Here is a 16,111-nt window from a genome sequence, read left to right as displayed (position 1 = left end):
GTGGAAATAGGAATATGTCTCTCGAACTTGTCAGTGGTACCAAATCTTTTGACGGCCTGCAGCAGCAATATCGACACTGGTCTAAGGTCCTGAGTTGCCCGATGCAATTCTCCATTTTCCTGCCTCAGACTGCCGACCGGGAACCTGGGCACCGATATCCGGTTCTCTACTGGCTCTCCGGCCTCACCTGTACGGACGAGAATTTCAGCCAGAAAGCCGGTGCCCAGCGTATGGCCGCCGAACTGGGCATTGTTCTGGTGATGCCGGATACTAGTCCTCGGGGAATGGACGTCGCTGATGATCCGGCTGATGATCTGGGTCAAGGGGCGGGTTTTTATGTCAATGCCACACAGACGCCCTGGAAGCAACATTTCCAAATGTATGATTATATCGTAGAGGAATTGCCGCTATTGATCGAGGCCAATTTTCCGATAAATCAGCGCCGCGCAATCAGTGGGCACTCCATGGGGGGGCATGGTGCTCTGGTGATCGGGTTGAGGAACCCCGAGTGTTACACTTCTATCTCGGCTTTCAGTCCGATCTGCAACCCCATGGCTTGCCCCTGGGGTGAAAAAGCACTGGGTGCTTACCTGGGAGCCGATACCACCGGCTGGGAGGAGTACGACGCGACAGTGCTGGTAGGCCGTGCGACCCTTCACCGGCCCCTGTTCATTTCCCAGGGGGAAGAGGACGAATTTCTCAAACAGCAGTTGCGGCCTGAAGCCCTGCAGATGGCCGCTGAAGCCTGTGGTTATCCGATTCGGCTGGAGCGCCATACTGGCTATGACCACAGTTATTATTTCATTGCCTCTTTTATAGAGGCACATTTGCGCTTTCATGCGGATTTTTTGTTGAGAAATCGCCTTGAAAGTACACGTTGAACTTTTATGGAATGGGGGTTCTCAAGGGGAATTGCTTAACCTTAAAAAGGAAAGAAACGATTACCTCCAATTAACAACTGATAGTGCAGTCAATAAGAGAGGACACTTGTTCATTTTACCCCGGATCTGCTGAAGCCGGGGTAAGATCAAAGCACTGCCAAGGCTGCTTAAGCAGAACCAAAACCTAAAAAAGCTTGTGATAGTAGCAGGAGTGTTTGTCAGTTACCCTGAGGCACTATGCACCTCTTTTTGCAGGAGAGTCCTTAATAGAAACTGATGCCTTGCTGAGAGATCTATAGTATTGTTTATTCACCAGTTTAATCGGGTTTTTACAACCCACTGGCTTTGTGCCCTTGAAGTAGGGATGCCATCGCGCGGTGCAGTCTGTATCGCGAGGGCTCGCGCCAGCTGACCATAGCCATTTCCTGTGTTGCACTGGCTCCACAGTCTGCCCGAGTGCAGGGGTATTGATGAGTCCCGCTCTCCTAGTGGCTGTGTGCCAATCACTTCACGGGCGGATTGGTAAGTCCTTCTAATAAAGAGTTGCCCTATGAAACGAATGTTGCTTGCACTAATAAGTGTTGTTTTTTCGGGAGTTGGTTCTGCAAAGCCGCTTACTATTGAGCGATTGTTCTCCGACCCCGCCTTGAAAGGGTCTGTTCCCCGTGCGCTGGAGTATTCACCCGATGGCCGTCGCGTGACCTTTCTGAAAGGCCGTGAAGATGACTACAACCGCTACGATTTGTGGGAGTACAATATTGCCGATCGTCAATCCCGTATACTGGTGAATTCCGACAATCTGCACAGTGGCGCTGAAACCCTGTCCGATGAGGAAAAGGCTCGGCGGGAACGACAACGTCTCTATGGAAGTGGCATTATGGGCTACAGCTGGTCTGAGGATGGTGAGTCCCTGCTGTTTCCCCTTGCCGGAGATATTTACTACTACGAGCTGAAGACCGGATCCGCACAGCGGCTGACTGAAACGGAAGTGTTCGAGACCGATGTGCGTGTTTCCCCTTTGGGGCGGCAGGTCTCTTTTATTCGCGAACAGGATATTTTCGTTGTTGATCTGGCAAGCGGAGCGGAACGCCCCCTGACAACCGATGGCGAAGGGCCGATCAAAAATGGCATGGCGGAATTCGTTGCCCAGGAGGAAATGGGCCGTATGACCGGCTATTGGTGGTCCCCGGATGATCGCTATATCGCTTTTCTGCAAGTGGATGAGTCGCCAGTGGATGAAGTAACCCGCAGCGAAATCTATGCGGATCGCATTGATATCATTCGCCAGCGCTATCCGGCTGCTGGCCGCGCCAATGTAAAAATCCGCCTGGGGGTGATAGAGGTAGAGTCCGGCAAAACCCGCTGGATAAATCTTGGTAAGACACCGGATATCTATATCCCCCGGGTGAAATGGGCGCGGGAGGACTTGCTGAGTTTCCAATGGCAGTCCCGCGACCAGCAAAAGCTGGAATTGCGCCTCTTCGATCTGAAAACTGGTACCTCCCGTGTCCTCCTGACAGAATCCAGTGATACTTGGGTTAATCTCAACGATGACTTGTATTTCCTGGAAGGTAGTGATCAATTTATCTGGTCCTCCGAGAGGGATGGGTACAGGCATCTCTACCTTTACACGCTGACAGGCAAGCTGCTTAAGCAGTTAACCTCCGGGGATTGGGTGGTCGATGAGTTGGAAGCGGTAGATGAAAAAGCTGGACTGGTTTATTTCACAGGGCGCAAGGATACTGTGTTAGAGCGACATCTGTATGCAGTACCCTTACAGGGCGAGGAAGAAATTCAGCGTTTATCCAAACGACCCGGCATGCACAGAATTAAGTTTGCCGAGGATGCCTCGGGTTATATCGATACATTCTCCAACATAGATACCCCACCCCAGGTCAGCCTGCACCGAAGCGGTGGTGAGCGGGTTACCTGGTTGGAGGAAAATGCGGTTGTCAAAGGACATCCTTTGCATCCTTATATGAGCGACTGGATTTTCCCCGAGTTCGGTACTATCCAGGCACCTCAGGGGCATCAACTGCACTACCGCCTTTACAAGCCTGCGGAGTTTGACGCGGATAAACGTTACCCGGTTATGGTTTATGTGTATGGCGGCCCCCATGCGCAGGTGGTGACCAAGAATTGGGATAGGGAGTTTAATCAGTATATGGCTCAGCAGGGCTATATTGTATTCTCCCTGGATAACCGCGGCTCTGCGAATCGGGGTTCTGCGTTTGAAAACCCCATATTCAAGAATATGGGCGGTCCCGAGGTGCAAGACCAGATAACCGGTGTGAAATTCCTGCGTTCACTGCCTTTTGTGGACAAAGACAATATTGGCATTTATGGCCACAGTTATGGCGGATATATGGCTTTGATGAGCCTGTTTAAAGCAGGCGAATATTTTAAAGCAGGTGTTTCCGGTGCACCGGTTACAGACTGGTCGCTCTACGATACCCATTACACCGAGCGCTATATGGGCAATCCGAATTCTGATGGAGATGCCTACCGTGCCTCTTCCGTTTTCCCCTATACGGAAGGTTTGCAGGGAAATTTGTTGGTCTACCATGGTATGGCGGACGACAATGTGCTGTTCACCAACACCACGCAGTTGATCAAGCAGTTGCAGGATAAGGGCCTGCAGTTTGAGTTGATGACCTATCCGGGCAAGAAGCACGGTTTGCGCGGCAAAAAAACCCGAATTCACCAGTATACCTTGATCAAGGATTTCTTTGATCGCCACCTTGGCAATGGTCGTTGAGGGCTGTTTATCCGGCAGTTTGAGAGATGTCTCCAGGGCTTCGAGATACTGGACCCTTTAATGGCAGTAAAAGTATGTGCCTGTATTTGGTAGCCGCTCCTCCCAAGCAGTTCTGCCCAGACAATCTGTTTCGGTGCTGGAATGATCCCACTCAATAAACAAACCGGGCACGATTGCCCGGTTTGCTAACAGTGAGTTTTTTTGCCGCCAACACCTTTTCCGTCGGCCAAGAATTTAACCTGATTGCGTTATTGCTTTTCCTTCTGGTCAAGTATTGTCTTGATCGAAACGATCCAGATTCATTACTTTGGTCCAGGCACTGACAAAATCCTTTACGAATTTTTCCTGGGCATCATTGGAAGCATACACTTCGGCGACAGCTCTCAGCTCAGAGTTAGAACCAAAAATCAGGTCCACGGAAGTTGCACTCCATCTGGGTTCACCGGTCTTGCGGTCCTGTCCCTCATAAATCCCTTTCGATTTCTCTGACTTTGACCACTCGGTAGACATATCCAGCAGATTGACAAAAAAATCGTTGGACAAAGTCCCAGGACGATCAGTGAAGACGCCATACGGGGTTTGTTTGGTATTGGCGTTGAGGGCGCGCATGCCGCCGATAAGAACCGTCATTTCGGGCACGCTGAGGGTAAGAAGGCTTGCGCGGTCCACCAGCCACTCGGTTGGGGATCTGCCGTTACCTGAACCGAAATAGTTTCGAAAGCCATCGGCAACTGGTTCGAGCATTGCTATAGACTTGATGTCTGTTTGTTGTTGAGAGGCATCTGTCCGACCCGGTGTAAAGGGCACTTCAATCTTATGCCCGCCTGCCTCGGCTGCTTTTTCCACAGCTGCCGATCCACCAAGGACGATGATATCTGCGAGGGATACCTTTTTACCACCGGATTGCGCATTATTAAAATCCTGCTGGATCTCTTCCAGTTTTGCCAGCACCTTGGCCAACTCATCGGGATCATTGACGGGCCAGTCCTTTTGGGGTGCCAACCGTATACGCGCTCCATTTGCGCCACCGCGCAGGTCCGAGCCGCGAAAGGTGGAAGCTGATCCCCAGGCGGTTCTCACCAGTTCCGGTATGCTCAATTCTGAATCGAGAATTTTGGATTTGAGCTGGGAGATATCCTCGTCATTGATCAGGGGATGATCCACTTTTGGTACTGGGTCCTGCCAGATAAGATCCTCGTCCGGGACTTCAATACCGAGATAACGTGCTCGGGGGCCCATATCGCGATGTGTGAGTTTAAACCAGGCCCTGGCGAAAGCACGCTGAAATTCTTCCGGGTTGTCCCGAAAGCGTTGGGCAATTTCCTTGTAAATCGGGTCAAACTTCAGTGACAGGTCGGTTGTAAACATAATGGGCGCATGGCGCTTATTTTTATCGAAGGCATCCGGCACCAGGTTGGCTGCACTGGGATCGTCGGGTACCCACTGAACGGCTCCGGCGGGACTTTTTGTTTTTACCCAATTGAAGTTAAACAGATTGTTCAGATATTGCTGGCTCCAGTTAATGGGCGCGGCCGACCATGCACCCTCCAGTCCAGAGGTCATGGTGTCCTCTGCATTGCCTTTGCCACACTTGTTTTTCCAACCGAGCCCCTGTTGTTCTATGGGTGCGGCTGCGGGTTCGGGATCCAGACAATCCGCCTTGACCGCACCGTGGGTTTTGCCAAAAGTATGACCACCGGCAATCAGTGCCACTGTTTCTTCATCGTTCATGGCCATACGACCGAAGGTATCGCGAATATCCTTGGCGGCAGCGATTGGATCTGGTTTGCCATTGGGCCCCTCGGGGTTTACATAAATCAGGCCCATCTGCACCGCGCCAAGGGGTTTTTCCAGATTGCGATCTCCCGTGTAACGCTCGTCAGCGAGCCAGGTGGTTTCAGGTCCCCAGAAGACCAGGTCCGGCTCCCAGTCATCCTCCCGGCCGCCGGCAAAACCGAAAGTCTTGAAGCCCATGGATTCCAGGGAGACATTGCCGGTGAGAATCATCAAGTCACTCCAGGACAACTTGCGACCGTATTTCTGCTTGATTGGCCAAAGGAGTCGCCGTGCTTTATCCAGACTGGCGTTATCCGGCCAGCTGTTGAGGGGCTCGAATCGCTGTTGCCCACCGCGGGCGCCACCGCGACCGTCGCCGATCCGGTAGGTTCCAGCGCTATGCCAGGCCATACGGATCATGAATGGGCCGTAGTGGCCAAAATCTGCCGGCCACCAATCCTGGGAGGTCTTTAACAGTACCTCAATATCACTCTTTACCGCCTTGAGGTCGAGGGTTTTGAATGCCTCGGCATAATCAAAGTCTTCGCCCATGGGGTTGGACTTGGGAGAGTGTTGGCGAAGGGGTCTGAGATCAAGTTGATCTGGCCACCAAAACAGGTTTGACTTTGGCTGCCCCTTAACGGGGCCTTCACGGGTTACGGGAGCAGTTACAACTTCCTCCTCAGTGGCAGCGAAGCTTACTGGCGCCAGTATGAATAGATTGAGTAACAAAGCGACATAAAAATAATTTTTTTTTATTAACATCAGAATCATCTCCATCTAAGTAAGAAATGCAGACCTCAGCTCTTTACTATATAAGGTTTTTCTGTTGTTGTAGAAATAAATCATACATTGGGTATTTTTTACCAGTGGAAACTTGTCAGCTCTTTCATTTCAGCAGTGGGTTGTGGCTGTCGGCACAGGATCGGCCAGGATGATTCAATACACCCGGTAACTTGCGAATATCCTAAAGGAAAATCCATCCGCAAAGTGTCAGGCCATAGTTACGCCACTAGAGTGCTCGGGTTAGCGGAGGTGGATATGACAGTTTAGTGAACAACTTCCTGACAGGATGGGAATATCCGGCCAAAGTGGGAAGGTTGGGGCTATTCGTGCAGGGTATTGGCGCTGAAGCTTTCAAGTGCTTCCAGATTCTTGGAAAAAACAGCTAACTGTGGCCGCTCACTACGCCATTCAAAATCTTCGTGCCGGAAGTCCAGGTAAGACAACGCAGAGCCAAGGTTGATATGAAGTAGGCTGAGTGTATCGGGGAGCTGGGCAATTCTGGATTCGAAAAAATTCAATGTGCGAACAATTGCGTTATTATAGCGTTGCCACCAAAATTCTGAGGCCAACCCCTCTCGCTCCCGTACCTTTTCCACCTGCCGAAATACCAGTGTCTCCATAAGCCCGGTGCCGGCACTGTAAAGTGTTTTCAGGTTCCAGTCATTGTCCAGGGCTTTGCTTAAACGGCCGTCGCCCAACTGTTTGTCCAGATAGGCGCAGATGACTTCGCTATCCATAATGGTAGTTCCATTATCCAAGCTCAGGCAGGGCACTTTGCCGAGAGGATTGCTGGAGGTTAACTCTTTGCCATTATGAAATGGGTGGGAGAAGTGCTCCGAGACACAAGATTGTAGCCCGTGTTCATAGACCACGATACGAACATTGCGGGCAAAAGGGGAGGAATAGGTCAAATAGAGTTGCATGGCACTACCTACCCGGTCTGATTGTCACTCCTGTTGAGTATGCTGAGGGGTGCTGGCGATGTCCAGAAAAAAGTTTGCACCAGCCTAGTGATGCGTAATAGTGCCAATAATGCGGTTATACAGATGTTGCTTCAGGTAGGCTCGCTGTTTTTTCAGGCTGGCATAGTGATCGTCGTCAGTGCCGATACCGCTTTCCTGAAGCCCGCGAATCCGTTTGTCCAGCCTTTGGTAAAGATCGTTTTCCAATTTGAAATTCATGTCTTCGTTGAGCAGGCGCCTGATAATATCGGCATATTCGGGAAAATCCAGCAACAGTTCGTGTGAGGCTATGGACATAATAGAACCTCCACCTGGCTCAGTTAGAATTGTGCTTTCTATTCTAGTTTAGGTCCGAGCAGTCACAAACTGGCAGTTTCTGCAGAGTGCGGGAAAGAGATGACGCCCAAAGATGGCTTCCGCAACTGGGTTGTCAGCCTGCGCTGAAATACTGGATTAATGTGGGAAAATGATTTTCCTCAAGGGATTGTACAGCAGTGATCTGACAGTCAGTTGTGAAGTGGGGTTGAGAACATGCTTTGCGGAAACTGTGGATAGGAAACAGGATGTTTACTGGTGCAGGCAATGGTTTTATCCAAAGAGCAATTCAGCAGTTGGGATGCTGCTAGAAAACTGTGAAAAAATACAAATACAATAAGCGTCTGAAAGAATAGGCTGGCGCAAGAGAAAAAATAAAACCGATAACAGAAATTGTCGGATGGCGGGTTCGCCACCCGGGGTTTGCTGTGCAAGTGCCTGCGAATGCCTCAGGCCGATGCTTCCATGGGGGCAAAGCGCAACTGACGCCGCTGCAGCAGTTCTCCCAGATACAGTTTCAGATAGGCTGCTGCCGCCCGCTTTCCTTCGGCTGCGGCTTCGTTGGTAATTCGTCCAAAGCGCGAGTAAGCCTGGGAACAAAAGGCATCATTGATGTTGATGGCGCACATAAAGCGGTCGCGCCAGTCCTGTGATGGTGGTAACTCGAACTCGCGAGACAGATTCTTAATCAGAGTATCGGCAAGGCGCCAGTTATTTTCCATCTGCAACTGGCGTAGTGCCCAGCTGGACTGCGGGCCATAGTGCACCTTTAATGCAGAAATATTGTCCTCGTAGTAGTTGCGCACCAGATCGCAAAGCTGGTAGAGCATATCCTGCCAGCTTTCCGTAGGCAGAAAATCTGAATATTCTAGTACCAAATCGCCAAAAGATTTGTAGTGGCGCTCGGCCAGTGCGGTGAGACTGGCATCTACACTGGGAAAAAAATGATAGACAGAGGCTGCGGGAACTCCGGCTACCTGGCTTAAGTTGGCCAGACTGATATCAGTAGAGTCCTGGTCGGAAATCAGCGTTTCCAGTGCGTCGAGGAGCTTTTCGTACTTCTCGCGACCGTTTTTACGTTGAGGCTTGCGTGGACTGGCAGTATCGCGCCGGATGGTAGCGCATCGATCAATTTGATTCAAGTTGCATTCCCCCCTTAGACAAGCGCAGACTAGTACGTGCTAAAAATGCGCTTTACTTCCTTGTAAAAAATTGTCTTCTGGAAGTGATCATTATCATCGTACCAATTTCGAAGAGCAAGAGAATTTTGTTAGATTTGTGGGATAGTTCCGAATTAAAAGAAATAATTTGGTTAAGTAAAGATTTCGTAAATGGATTTTTTTCTGTTAGTGGTAGCGCAGCTTTGTCGATTTACCGCGAAACACCCAATAGGAAAAAGCGGTATATCCAAGAATAAACGGTATCACAATCAACGCGCCCACCAAAATAAACTGGAGAGAGGCATTGGCACTGGCCGCCTGCCAGATGTTCAATTGCCCCGGCACTATATCGGGATAGAAACTGAATGCCAGCCCGATAAAGCACATTAAGAAAATAATCACCACCGTGGCGAATGGCACTGCGCTGTGCCTGTCATTGGTTTTGGGGACTCGTGCAAGTAGAAAGTCATTGAAAATAAACGCCAGGAAACACAGGGTTGGGATCAGAAGGACAAACATGACCAGTGGGTAAGTGAACCAGCGGTCGAAGACACTGGGATTGACCAGGGGGTTGATTGCGGACACAGCGATCACTCCCACCAGCATTGCGCGCCCGGCGCGACGCGCCCAGCGTGCCGCACGTTTCTGCAGTTCTGCTTCGGCTTTCAGGATCAGCCACGCCCCCCCCAGGTAGCTGTAGGCGGCGGTCACGCCCAGGGCGCTGACCGCGGAGAATATTTGAGTCTCCCAGCCCGACCTGAACCCCATTACATACAGGCCCAGCATATAGCCCTGGGCGAGGCTGGTGGTGAGAGATCCCGCCTTGAAGATCCTGTCCCAGGCCAACTTGTGATTCACCGCAGCTTTTGTGCGAAAGTCGAAAGCCACTCCGCGCATTATCAGTCCTATGAGCATAATCGCAGCGGGTATATACAGGTGCATGAGCACCTGGTTATAGGCCATGGGAAAGGCGATCAGCAGCAGGCCAATGGCCAGCACCAGCCAGGTTTCGTTGGCATCCCAGAAAGGTCCGATAGATGCGATCATGATATCCCGCTGTGACTCTTCCTGTTCACCCAGGGGCAGAAGAATGCCCACGCCCAGATCGTAACCGTCCAGCACTGCGTAGACCAGAACTGCCAGGCCCATCAGGCCGATGAAGACAACCGGTAACCAATAGGTGGCTGCAGAGGCGCTCTCACTCATTGAGGCTCTCCCTTGGAATGCTTTTGGGTTGAGTTGGGCAGGTTGGTCAGGCTTCCTCCGGCTTGGGGTTCCTCGGTTTCAAATTCTTCCACTTTGACGGATTTCAATGCCATTACTTTTAATGTGTGTATGTAGGCGAATAGCAAAATGGCGTAGACAATGAGGTACAGGGCCAGGGAGAGACCGACACGCGAGGCAGGTATCTGGGTAACAGCGTCGGCGGTTTTCAGTACCCCTGTAACCAGCCAGGGTTGGCGACCGATTTCGGTAACGTACCAGCCGGCCAGGGTGGACACCCAGCCGGAGAAGGTCATTACTACCAGGGTTTTCAGTGCCCAATGGGGTAATTCCTTGCGTCGCAACAGCAGGTAACAGCCCCCCCAGGACACGACCAGCATAATGAGGCCCATGCCGACCATAACCCGAAAGGCGAAAAATACCGGCGCTACCGGTGGGTGATCACCGGGAAACTCTTCAATGCCTTTGACTTCTCCATCCAGGTTGCGGGTGAGGATCAAGCTGGCCATCTTGGGAATGGCAATCTCGAAATGATTGGTTTTTTCCTTGCCGTCGGGAATGGCGAAGAGCAGTAGGGGCGCCCCGCTTTCCGTTTTCCAGGCACCTTCCATGGCCGCCACTTTTTGCGGCTGATATTCAAGCGTATTCAGGCCGTGTAAATCCCCCACAAAGATTTGCACAGGAATAAATACCGCTGCCAGTATCAGACCGGTCTTCAGGGTCAGGCGCGGTGCACGCTTGGGATCTCCCTTCAGGATACGGTACGCGGAGATGCCTGCGACAAAGAAAGCTGCGGTCAACCCGGAGGCCAACAGCATATGAGTAAGGCGATAGGGAAAGGAGGCGTTAAAAATAATATCCAGCCAACTCTCAGGGTAAGCGACACCCCCGCGCAGTTCAAAGCCAGCGGGGGTCTGCATCCAGGAGTTGAGTGCAATGATCCAAAAGGCCGAGAGCGTGGTGCCAAATGCTACAACAAATGCGGAGAATGTATGTACTTTACTGGGAACGCGCTTGATGCCAAACAGCATAATACCGAGGAAAGTGGCTTCCAGGAAAAATGCTGTGAGCACCTCATAACCCAAAAGTGGCCCGGCGATATTCCCCACTTGCGCCATAAATCCCGGCCAGTTGGTACCAAACTGAAAAGACATCGTGATACCGCTGACTACCCCAAGGGCGAAGGTCAGGGCAAATACCTTGACCCAAAAACGGTAGGCGCGCATCCAAATGGGGTTGTTGGTCTGATCGTAGCGCACCTTGAAAAAAACAATGATCCAGGCGAGTGCGATAGTGATCGTGGGAAAGAGGATATGGAAGCTGATATTGGCGGCGAACTGTATTCTGGAGAGGATCAAAGTATCTAGCATGGAAACCTCTTCTGGTCGGACATTGTGTTAACAGGATCACCAAGCGGCTCTTTCCGAGCGGCTGGGTTGTTGTCCAAAAATCCCTGGAAGCTGTGTGCCCCGAGCGGTGTTCTCGGACTGGTATATCGGTGCAGGATAGGCGGCATTTCCGTTTGCCATGCCCAGAAAATACCCACTCAAGATTTCCTGCATTGTTTTAAGGCGTAAAGTTGCAAAGACCCTTGGATTCAGGGGGAGTGCTTTTGTTTGGCGCTTGGCACACCCCCGCTCATTTTGCTTCTGAACTCCAGCAGTTTGCTAATACCGGAGCCCAGCTTCATCAATTTAAGCAGATCCTTGTGTTCTAGTTTGCTCAAGGTGTTGGAAAATTCTTCTAGTAATTCCAGCAGGCTGTAAACCTCCTGAATTTTCTCCTGAGCCTGGCTATCCTGTTTGTCCTGGGGCTCGCTGAGCAGTAGTTGGCGCAGCAAACTCAAAGTGGGGTCCAACTCTCGCTTGCGGCGCTCTGCAAACACTGTGCGGGCCAGATCCCAGATGGAGCCGGCGGTGGTAAAGTAGTCTCTGCGGTCCCCGGGTTGGTGATGTAGTTCCACCAGGCGCCAGGCCTGTAATTCTTTGAGGCCCATGCTGACATTACTGCGACTGATTTTCAGGGCCTTGGCCAATTGCTCGGCGTTGAGAGGGCTGGAGTGGATGGTAAGCAGAGCAAACAGTTGGCCGACGGTGCGATTAAATCCCCAGCGGCTGCCCATCTCACCGAAATGCAGAACAAAGGCCTGGGTTTGGCTGGAAAGTATCATTTTCTAAAGTTTCAGAAATTTCTGAAAATTATAGAGATGAATTGATCTGCGTCAATAGCAAATTGCCGGTATGCCATTTGGATTGGTGGTCAGGACTTAGAAGCCGTGGTGGATCAGTCATAAAATTGTATGACCAGGCAGCCAAAAACCGATTGCCGGTTTTTGGCAATGGGGCGAGGCTGTGCCACCAACCTGCAGTCGGCGCGATTACTTGAAAACCAGCTCGTTCTGTATCGCCGCGTGGGTCTCTCAACGGTAGCAATACAAGAGGTTGATGAAATACCTGACGGGGAAGCGGGTACACAATTGTGCCTTGAAGCGGGAATAAGGGTTGGATACTATCAACAGGCTTGCGTATGGTTGTTATTTTGCGCGATTTAGTTGGTACAATCGTACTTATTGATACTTGATTCAAGCAGCTACAGACAATAATCCGAATAAAGGAAAAAGCATGAAAACCTTGTCTTGCATGGGAGTGATCCTGGTGATGGTATTTGCCTCAGCGTGCTCTCAAGATGATAAAACAGATCGGTCAAATGTGGTTGATGCCGCAGTAGATTCCGATTTTCAAAAACAACTGCTCAGACAGCTTATTTCAGCAAAGCCCGGAGATGTTGTGCAGATACCCGAGGGGAAATTCCAGCTCAATCGCAGTCTTTCTCTGAATATCGACGGAGTGACCATTCGCGGTGCGGGAATGGATAAATCAATCTTGTCGTTTAAAAATCAGATACAGGGAGCAGAAGGGTTACTGGTCAATGCCAGTAATTTCACTATTGAAAATCTGGCCATTGAAGACACCATTGGTGATGCACTCAAAGTTAATGAAGGTGAGAATATCGTTATTCGCAATATTCGTGTTGAGTGGACCAACGGTCCCGCGACAGAAAACGGCGCTTATGGTATCTATCCGGTGCAGACCAAAAATACTCTGGTCGAGGGCTCTGTTGCGATTGGCGCATCGGATGCGGGAATCTACGTGGGGCAATCGCGCAATGTTATTGTGCGCAATAATCGCGCTGAATTTAACGTTGCAGGCATAGAGATAGAAAATACTATTGGTGCGGATGTGTATGGCAATGAGGCGACAAACAATACCGGGGGTGTTCTGGTTTTCAATATGCCAAACCTGCCGCAGCCTGGGCACAGCACCCGCATATACAACAATAAAATATTTAAAAATAATACAGAAAATTTTGGTCACGAGGGGACACCCGTAGCTGCGGTTCCCGCTGGGTCTGGAGTGGTCATTAATTCAAATGACAATGTGGAGATATTTGATAACGAAATAGCCGATAACGACACTGCCAACATTGTGGTAAGTAGTTATTTTACCGCTGGCTACTATAGCGATAAATCCACGCAAAAAGATTTCGATCCCTACCCTGAAGGTATTTACATCTACAACAATCGGTTTGCTGGAGGTGGCACTTCCCCAGATCACTTGGAGCTAAAGGCACTTAAACTCACTAAGTTTGGTTTGAATGGCAGTCTTCCCGATGTGCTCTGGGACGGTGTTATTAACCCCGAGAAACTGATTAACGGAAAGTTGCCTGGAGATCTGAGACTCTGTATGGACAATGGGGATGCAGGAATCATCAATGTGGATTTTAGCAACGGATATAAGAATATTTCCACCGATATTGCGCCCCACAAATGTCATCTCAATAAACTGCCTCAGATTACATTGGATTTTGACCAGCCGGAAACGGAGCAAGAAGAGGATGACCACTTGGCAGTTCTAGAGGGTACAAATGCGTAGTTGGCTATTACGAGGCAGTCTTGCAGGGCTGGTACTCACCGTAGTGTTATCTGGTGTGAGTGGCTGTGAAAAACCACGGCCGCAAGTTGCGCTGTTTGGTATAGATGCCATACCGGCGCGTCTTAGTGAGTGGCACTTGATTGAAGTTGTTGACGGTGCCTTAACGCCTAACACCGGGGTGGTACCTTACGATCTGAACACAGGGCTATTTACTGATTACGCCCATAAATTACGCACGGTCTGGATGCCGGTTGGAACCTCCGCGATATATGGTGAGGAGCAATTCGAGTATCCGGTCGGTACTATATTGAGTAAAACTTTCTACTATCCAAAGGGAGATGATGGCACTGTACTGCGCACAGACAGTTTTGCCGATGATTATGCACCTGGCCGGGCTGGAGAGGCACTGGACATGGCGCGGGTACGCCTGATGGAAACCCGTCTGTTGGTCAGGCGTGAGTATGGCTGGCAGGCCCTTCCCTATGTATGGAATCAGGCCCAGACCGAGGCGGTTTTGGAGATTGCCGGCGATGTCAGCCGCTTGCACTTGAAAGCAACGGAAGGAGACATTTCTGAATTTAACTATGTCGTGCCCGATGCAAATCAGTGTGCCGGGTGTCATGCAGACAATTTTACCGGCAGGGAAATTTCGCCACTGGGTCCCAGGGCAAGGCATTTGAACAAGCAGTATGCCTATCGCCATGGCAGCGAGAATCAGCTGGTGTATTGGCAGAAGATAGGGTATCTCAGCGGGCTGCCAGAACTTGACAGCCTCCCCGGCCTGGCCAGTTTCTCCAATATGGATTTACCGCTGGAGGCGCGGGCGCGTGCCTACCTGGATATCAATTGCGGCCACTGCCACAACCCGGCTGGTGCGGCTGATACCTCCGGGCTGATGCTCAATCACAGTGAGACAGACTGGCGCAGACTGGGCTTGTGCAAACCACCTGTGGCGGCGGGCACTGGCAGTGGTGAACGCTTGTTTGCCATAGTGCCGGGGGAGCCGGACAGCTCAATCCTCAATTTTCGTGTCGAATCTGTTGATCCTGGCGCCATGATGCCAGAATTGGGGCGCAGTCTTGTGCACGAAGAGGGGGCAGAATTGTTGCGCCAGTGGGTGGCCGCCATGCAGGGCACTTGTTTATAAGCTGGTGCGAGTACGAAAAGTTTCACCTCTGCGTGCTGTTGAAGGAACGGAGGCCGGAACAGTGCTTGAGTGGCAATGCCTTTCGGCCCGCTTCACTTAAACGGGAATCAGCCGTAAGCTGCGGCTTCGACAACTGGTACGACGGTGGGAATCAAGCCGCGGACCATCATGATTACCGTGCGCTCGAGCAGAGGGGAATCGAGGGCTATGGAACCGCTCAGGATTTCGTATTCCAGCTTTAGGATTGTACCGTGCGTAATTTGGGCTGCGGCTTCAGGGTCTGTCAGCCCCAGCAAATGGAAGAATTCCTGAATCAGGTTTTCTTTGGCCTGATTAGACATTTGCACGGCACGGGTCAACTGCTCATTGCGCAGCGCTTCATTGCGAAATGCCAGTTCAATCAAGCGTTCATCCCTGCTCTTTGCCTGGCTGCGTATGTGGATGAGAATAAACCGTGTCAGCTGTTGGACTAGTAATTTATGGCTGCTGTGGGACAGGCGTTCCTGTGCGGAGAGGCTGCGTGCAGTGCTGAAACTTTCTTCCTGCAGTTGGCGCGTACTCTCCAGTCCCTGCTCTACAAAATACGTAAATGCGTCGCTGATAAGATCATTGAGATCTTTAAAATAATAGGTTGTGGCAGCCAGAGGAACACTGGCCTCACGGGCTACCGCACGGTGCCGGATTCCGCGAATACCCTCTTTTACGATCAGTCGCAGCGTGGCCTCAAGGATGGCTTTGCGGCGCACCCGGCTATCGGCTCTCTGGGCGCGGCGCCCGTGGTAGACCAGATCAGACTTCCCAGTGTCTAAAGTCATAGTATTGTCCTTCTTTTTATTTTATTGGCATTGACAGCAAGCCCAAGTTGATTGATTGCTCCATTCTAGCCAAACGAATTTTAAAAAGAGACAATAAACCGATTACACTCAATTACACGAAAATTACGCCATTAAAAAGTTTTTTACGCCTAAAAAGAGAACAAGTATACATAACGCATGGCAGAAACGAATCGGGTTCTGCCACAGTTTTTCTGAGGAATGTTTTTGGCGCCAACACAGGTCAATGCCCAGTATTGCGATATGCTTACCCGCTGGCGTGGGGCTTTGAAATACAGGGGCAACCAAGTATGTTGGCGGGCAGTCATCCGGCCAGTGAAGGAAAATCTGAGTAGCT

13 protein-coding genes are annotated in these 16,111 nt (G+C 50.8%); 5 read left to right on the top strand and 8 right to left on the bottom strand.

The features are described 5' to 3' along the window. The first annotated feature begins 14 nt into the window (after positions 1 to 14). Entirely contained in the window at positions 15 to 881 is an 867-nt protein-coding gene (fghA, locus tag Q5Y71_RS08600; RefSeq protein ID WP_306041651.1) for an S-formylglutathione hydrolase, read from the top strand. A gap of 550 nt (positions 882 to 1,431) precedes the next feature. Next, positions 1,432 to 3,639 carry a DPP IV N-terminal domain-containing protein gene (locus Q5Y71_RS08595; protein WP_306041650.1) on the top strand — a complete coding sequence of 736 codons (2,208 nt, stop codon included), beginning with the start codon at positions 1,432 to 1,434 and terminating at the stop codon, positions 3,637 to 3,639. 267 nt (positions 3,640 to 3,906) lie between these two features. Here the strand turns inward: Q5Y71_RS08595 and katG are convergent, their stop codons facing one another. The 7 genes from katG to Q5Y71_RS08560 all read right to left on the bottom strand — a co-directional run bounded on the left by katG (position 3,907) and on the right by Q5Y71_RS08560 (position 12,032). Next, entirely contained in the window at positions 3,907 to 6,180 is a 2,274-nt protein-coding gene (katG, locus tag Q5Y71_RS08590; protein ID WP_306041649.1) for a catalase/peroxidase HPI, read from the bottom strand. A 341-nt stretch (positions 6,181 to 6,521) separates the two neighbouring features. Continuing rightward, complete coding sequence (locus Q5Y71_RS08585) at positions 6,522 to 7,124, bottom strand: glutathione S-transferase N-terminal domain-containing protein (protein WP_306041647.1); 603 nt, start codon at positions 7,122 to 7,124, stop codon at positions 6,522 to 6,524. 84 nt (positions 7,125 to 7,208) lie between these two features. Further along, complete coding sequence (locus tag Q5Y71_RS08580) at positions 7,209 to 7,460, bottom strand: YdcH family protein (RefSeq protein ID WP_301416704.1); 252 nt, start codon at positions 7,458 to 7,460, stop codon at positions 7,209 to 7,211. A gap of 467 nt (positions 7,461 to 7,927) precedes the next feature. Beyond that, positions 7,928 to 8,620, bottom strand: a complete 693-nt coding sequence (locus tag Q5Y71_RS08575; RefSeq protein ID WP_306041646.1) for a TetR/AcrR family transcriptional regulator — start codon at positions 8,618 to 8,620, stop codon at positions 7,928 to 7,930. A gap of 204 nt (positions 8,621 to 8,824) precedes the next feature. Next, positions 8,825 to 9,844: a cytochrome d ubiquinol oxidase subunit II gene (locus tag Q5Y71_RS08570; RefSeq protein WP_306041645.1), complete on the bottom strand. Its 1,020-nt coding sequence runs from the start codon at positions 9,842 to 9,844 to the stop codon at positions 8,825 to 8,827. Next, entirely contained in the window at positions 9,841 to 11,232 is a 1,392-nt protein-coding gene (locus Q5Y71_RS08565; RefSeq protein ID WP_306041644.1) for a cytochrome ubiquinol oxidase subunit I, read from the bottom strand. The genes Q5Y71_RS08570 and Q5Y71_RS08565 overlap by 4 nt, the downstream gene beginning before the upstream one ends. A 227-nt stretch (positions 11,233 to 11,459) precedes the next feature. Beyond that, entirely contained in the window at positions 11,460 to 12,032 is a 573-nt protein-coding gene (locus Q5Y71_RS08560) for a GbsR/MarR family transcriptional regulator (protein WP_306041643.1), read from the bottom strand. 451 nt (positions 12,033 to 12,483) lie between these two features. On the opposite strand from Q5Y71_RS08560, the gene Q5Y71_RS08555 reads away from it, so the two are divergent. Both Q5Y71_RS08555 and Q5Y71_RS08550 read left to right on the top strand, forming a co-directional pair. Continuing rightward, positions 12,484 to 13,794, top strand: coding sequence for a parallel beta-helix domain-containing protein (locus Q5Y71_RS08555; RefSeq protein ID WP_306041642.1), 1,311 nt, complete (start codon positions 12,484 to 12,486; stop codon positions 13,792 to 13,794). Further along, positions 13,787 to 14,941: an SO2930 family diheme c-type cytochrome gene (locus tag Q5Y71_RS08550; protein WP_306041641.1), complete on the top strand. Its 1,155-nt coding sequence runs from the start codon at positions 13,787 to 13,789 to the stop codon at positions 14,939 to 14,941. Before Q5Y71_RS08555 ends, Q5Y71_RS08550 begins: the two co-directional genes overlap by 8 nt. 107 nt (positions 14,942 to 15,048) lie before the next feature. Here the strand turns inward: Q5Y71_RS08550 and Q5Y71_RS08545 are convergent, their stop codons facing one another. Continuing rightward, positions 15,049 to 15,756: a TetR/AcrR family transcriptional regulator gene (locus Q5Y71_RS08545; protein ID WP_306041639.1), complete on the bottom strand. Its 708-nt coding sequence runs from the start codon at positions 15,754 to 15,756 to the stop codon at positions 15,049 to 15,051. Between the two features lie 47 nt (positions 15,757 to 15,803). Here Q5Y71_RS08545 and Q5Y71_RS08540 point away from each other — a divergent pair, with 47 nt between their 5' ends. Continuing rightward, positions 15,804 to 16,109, top strand: coding sequence for a hypothetical protein (locus Q5Y71_RS08540; protein WP_306041637.1), 306 nt, complete (start codon positions 15,804 to 15,806; stop codon positions 16,107 to 16,109). Positions 16,110 to 16,111 lie beyond the last annotated feature (2 nt).

Origin of the sequence: Microbulbifer sp. 2205BS26-8 (genome assembly GCF_030731025.1) — a bacterium.
Taxonomy (GTDB): Bacteria; Pseudomonadota; Gammaproteobacteria; order Pseudomonadales; family Cellvibrionaceae; genus Microbulbifer; species Microbulbifer spongiae.
This window is presented reverse-complemented; position numbering and strand designations above follow the sequence as displayed.

Bases quoted from the DNA above. Each gene is read 5' to 3' on its own strand.
- fghA (WP_306041651.1), top strand. From the start codon at position 15: ATGTCTCTCGAACTTGTCAGTGGTACCAAATCTTTTGACGGCCTGCAG.
- Q5Y71_RS08595 (WP_306041650.1), top strand. From the start codon at position 1,432: ATGAAACGAATGTTGCTTGCACTAATAAGTGTTGTTTTTTCGGGAGTT.
- katG (WP_306041649.1), bottom strand. From the start codon at position 6,180: ATGTTAATAAAAAAAAATTATTTTTATGTCGCTTTGTTACTCAATCTA.
- Q5Y71_RS08585 (WP_306041647.1), bottom strand. From the start codon at position 7,124: ATGCAACTCTATTTGACCTATTCCTCCCCTTTTGCCCGCAATGTTCGT.
- Q5Y71_RS08580 (WP_301416704.1), bottom strand. From the start codon at position 7,460: ATGTCCATAGCCTCACACGAACTGTTGCTGGATTTTCCCGAATATGCC.
- Q5Y71_RS08570 (WP_306041645.1), bottom strand. From the start codon at position 9,844: ATGAGTGAGAGCGCCTCTGCAGCCACCTATTGGTTACCGGTTGTCTTC.
- Q5Y71_RS08565 (WP_306041644.1), bottom strand. From the start codon at position 11,232: ATGCTAGATACTTTGATCCTCTCCAGAATACAGTTCGCCGCCAATATC.
- Q5Y71_RS08560 (WP_306041643.1), bottom strand. From the start codon at position 12,032: ATGATACTTTCCAGCCAAACCCAGGCCTTTGTTCTGCATTTCGGTGAG.
- Q5Y71_RS08555 (WP_306041642.1), top strand. From the start codon at position 12,484: ATGAAAACCTTGTCTTGCATGGGAGTGATCCTGGTGATGGTATTTGCC.
- Q5Y71_RS08550 (WP_306041641.1), top strand. From the start codon at position 13,787: ATGCGTAGTTGGCTATTACGAGGCAGTCTTGCAGGGCTGGTACTCACC.
- Q5Y71_RS08545 (WP_306041639.1), bottom strand. From the start codon at position 15,756: ATGACTTTAGACACTGGGAAGTCTGATCTGGTCTACCACGGGCGCCGC.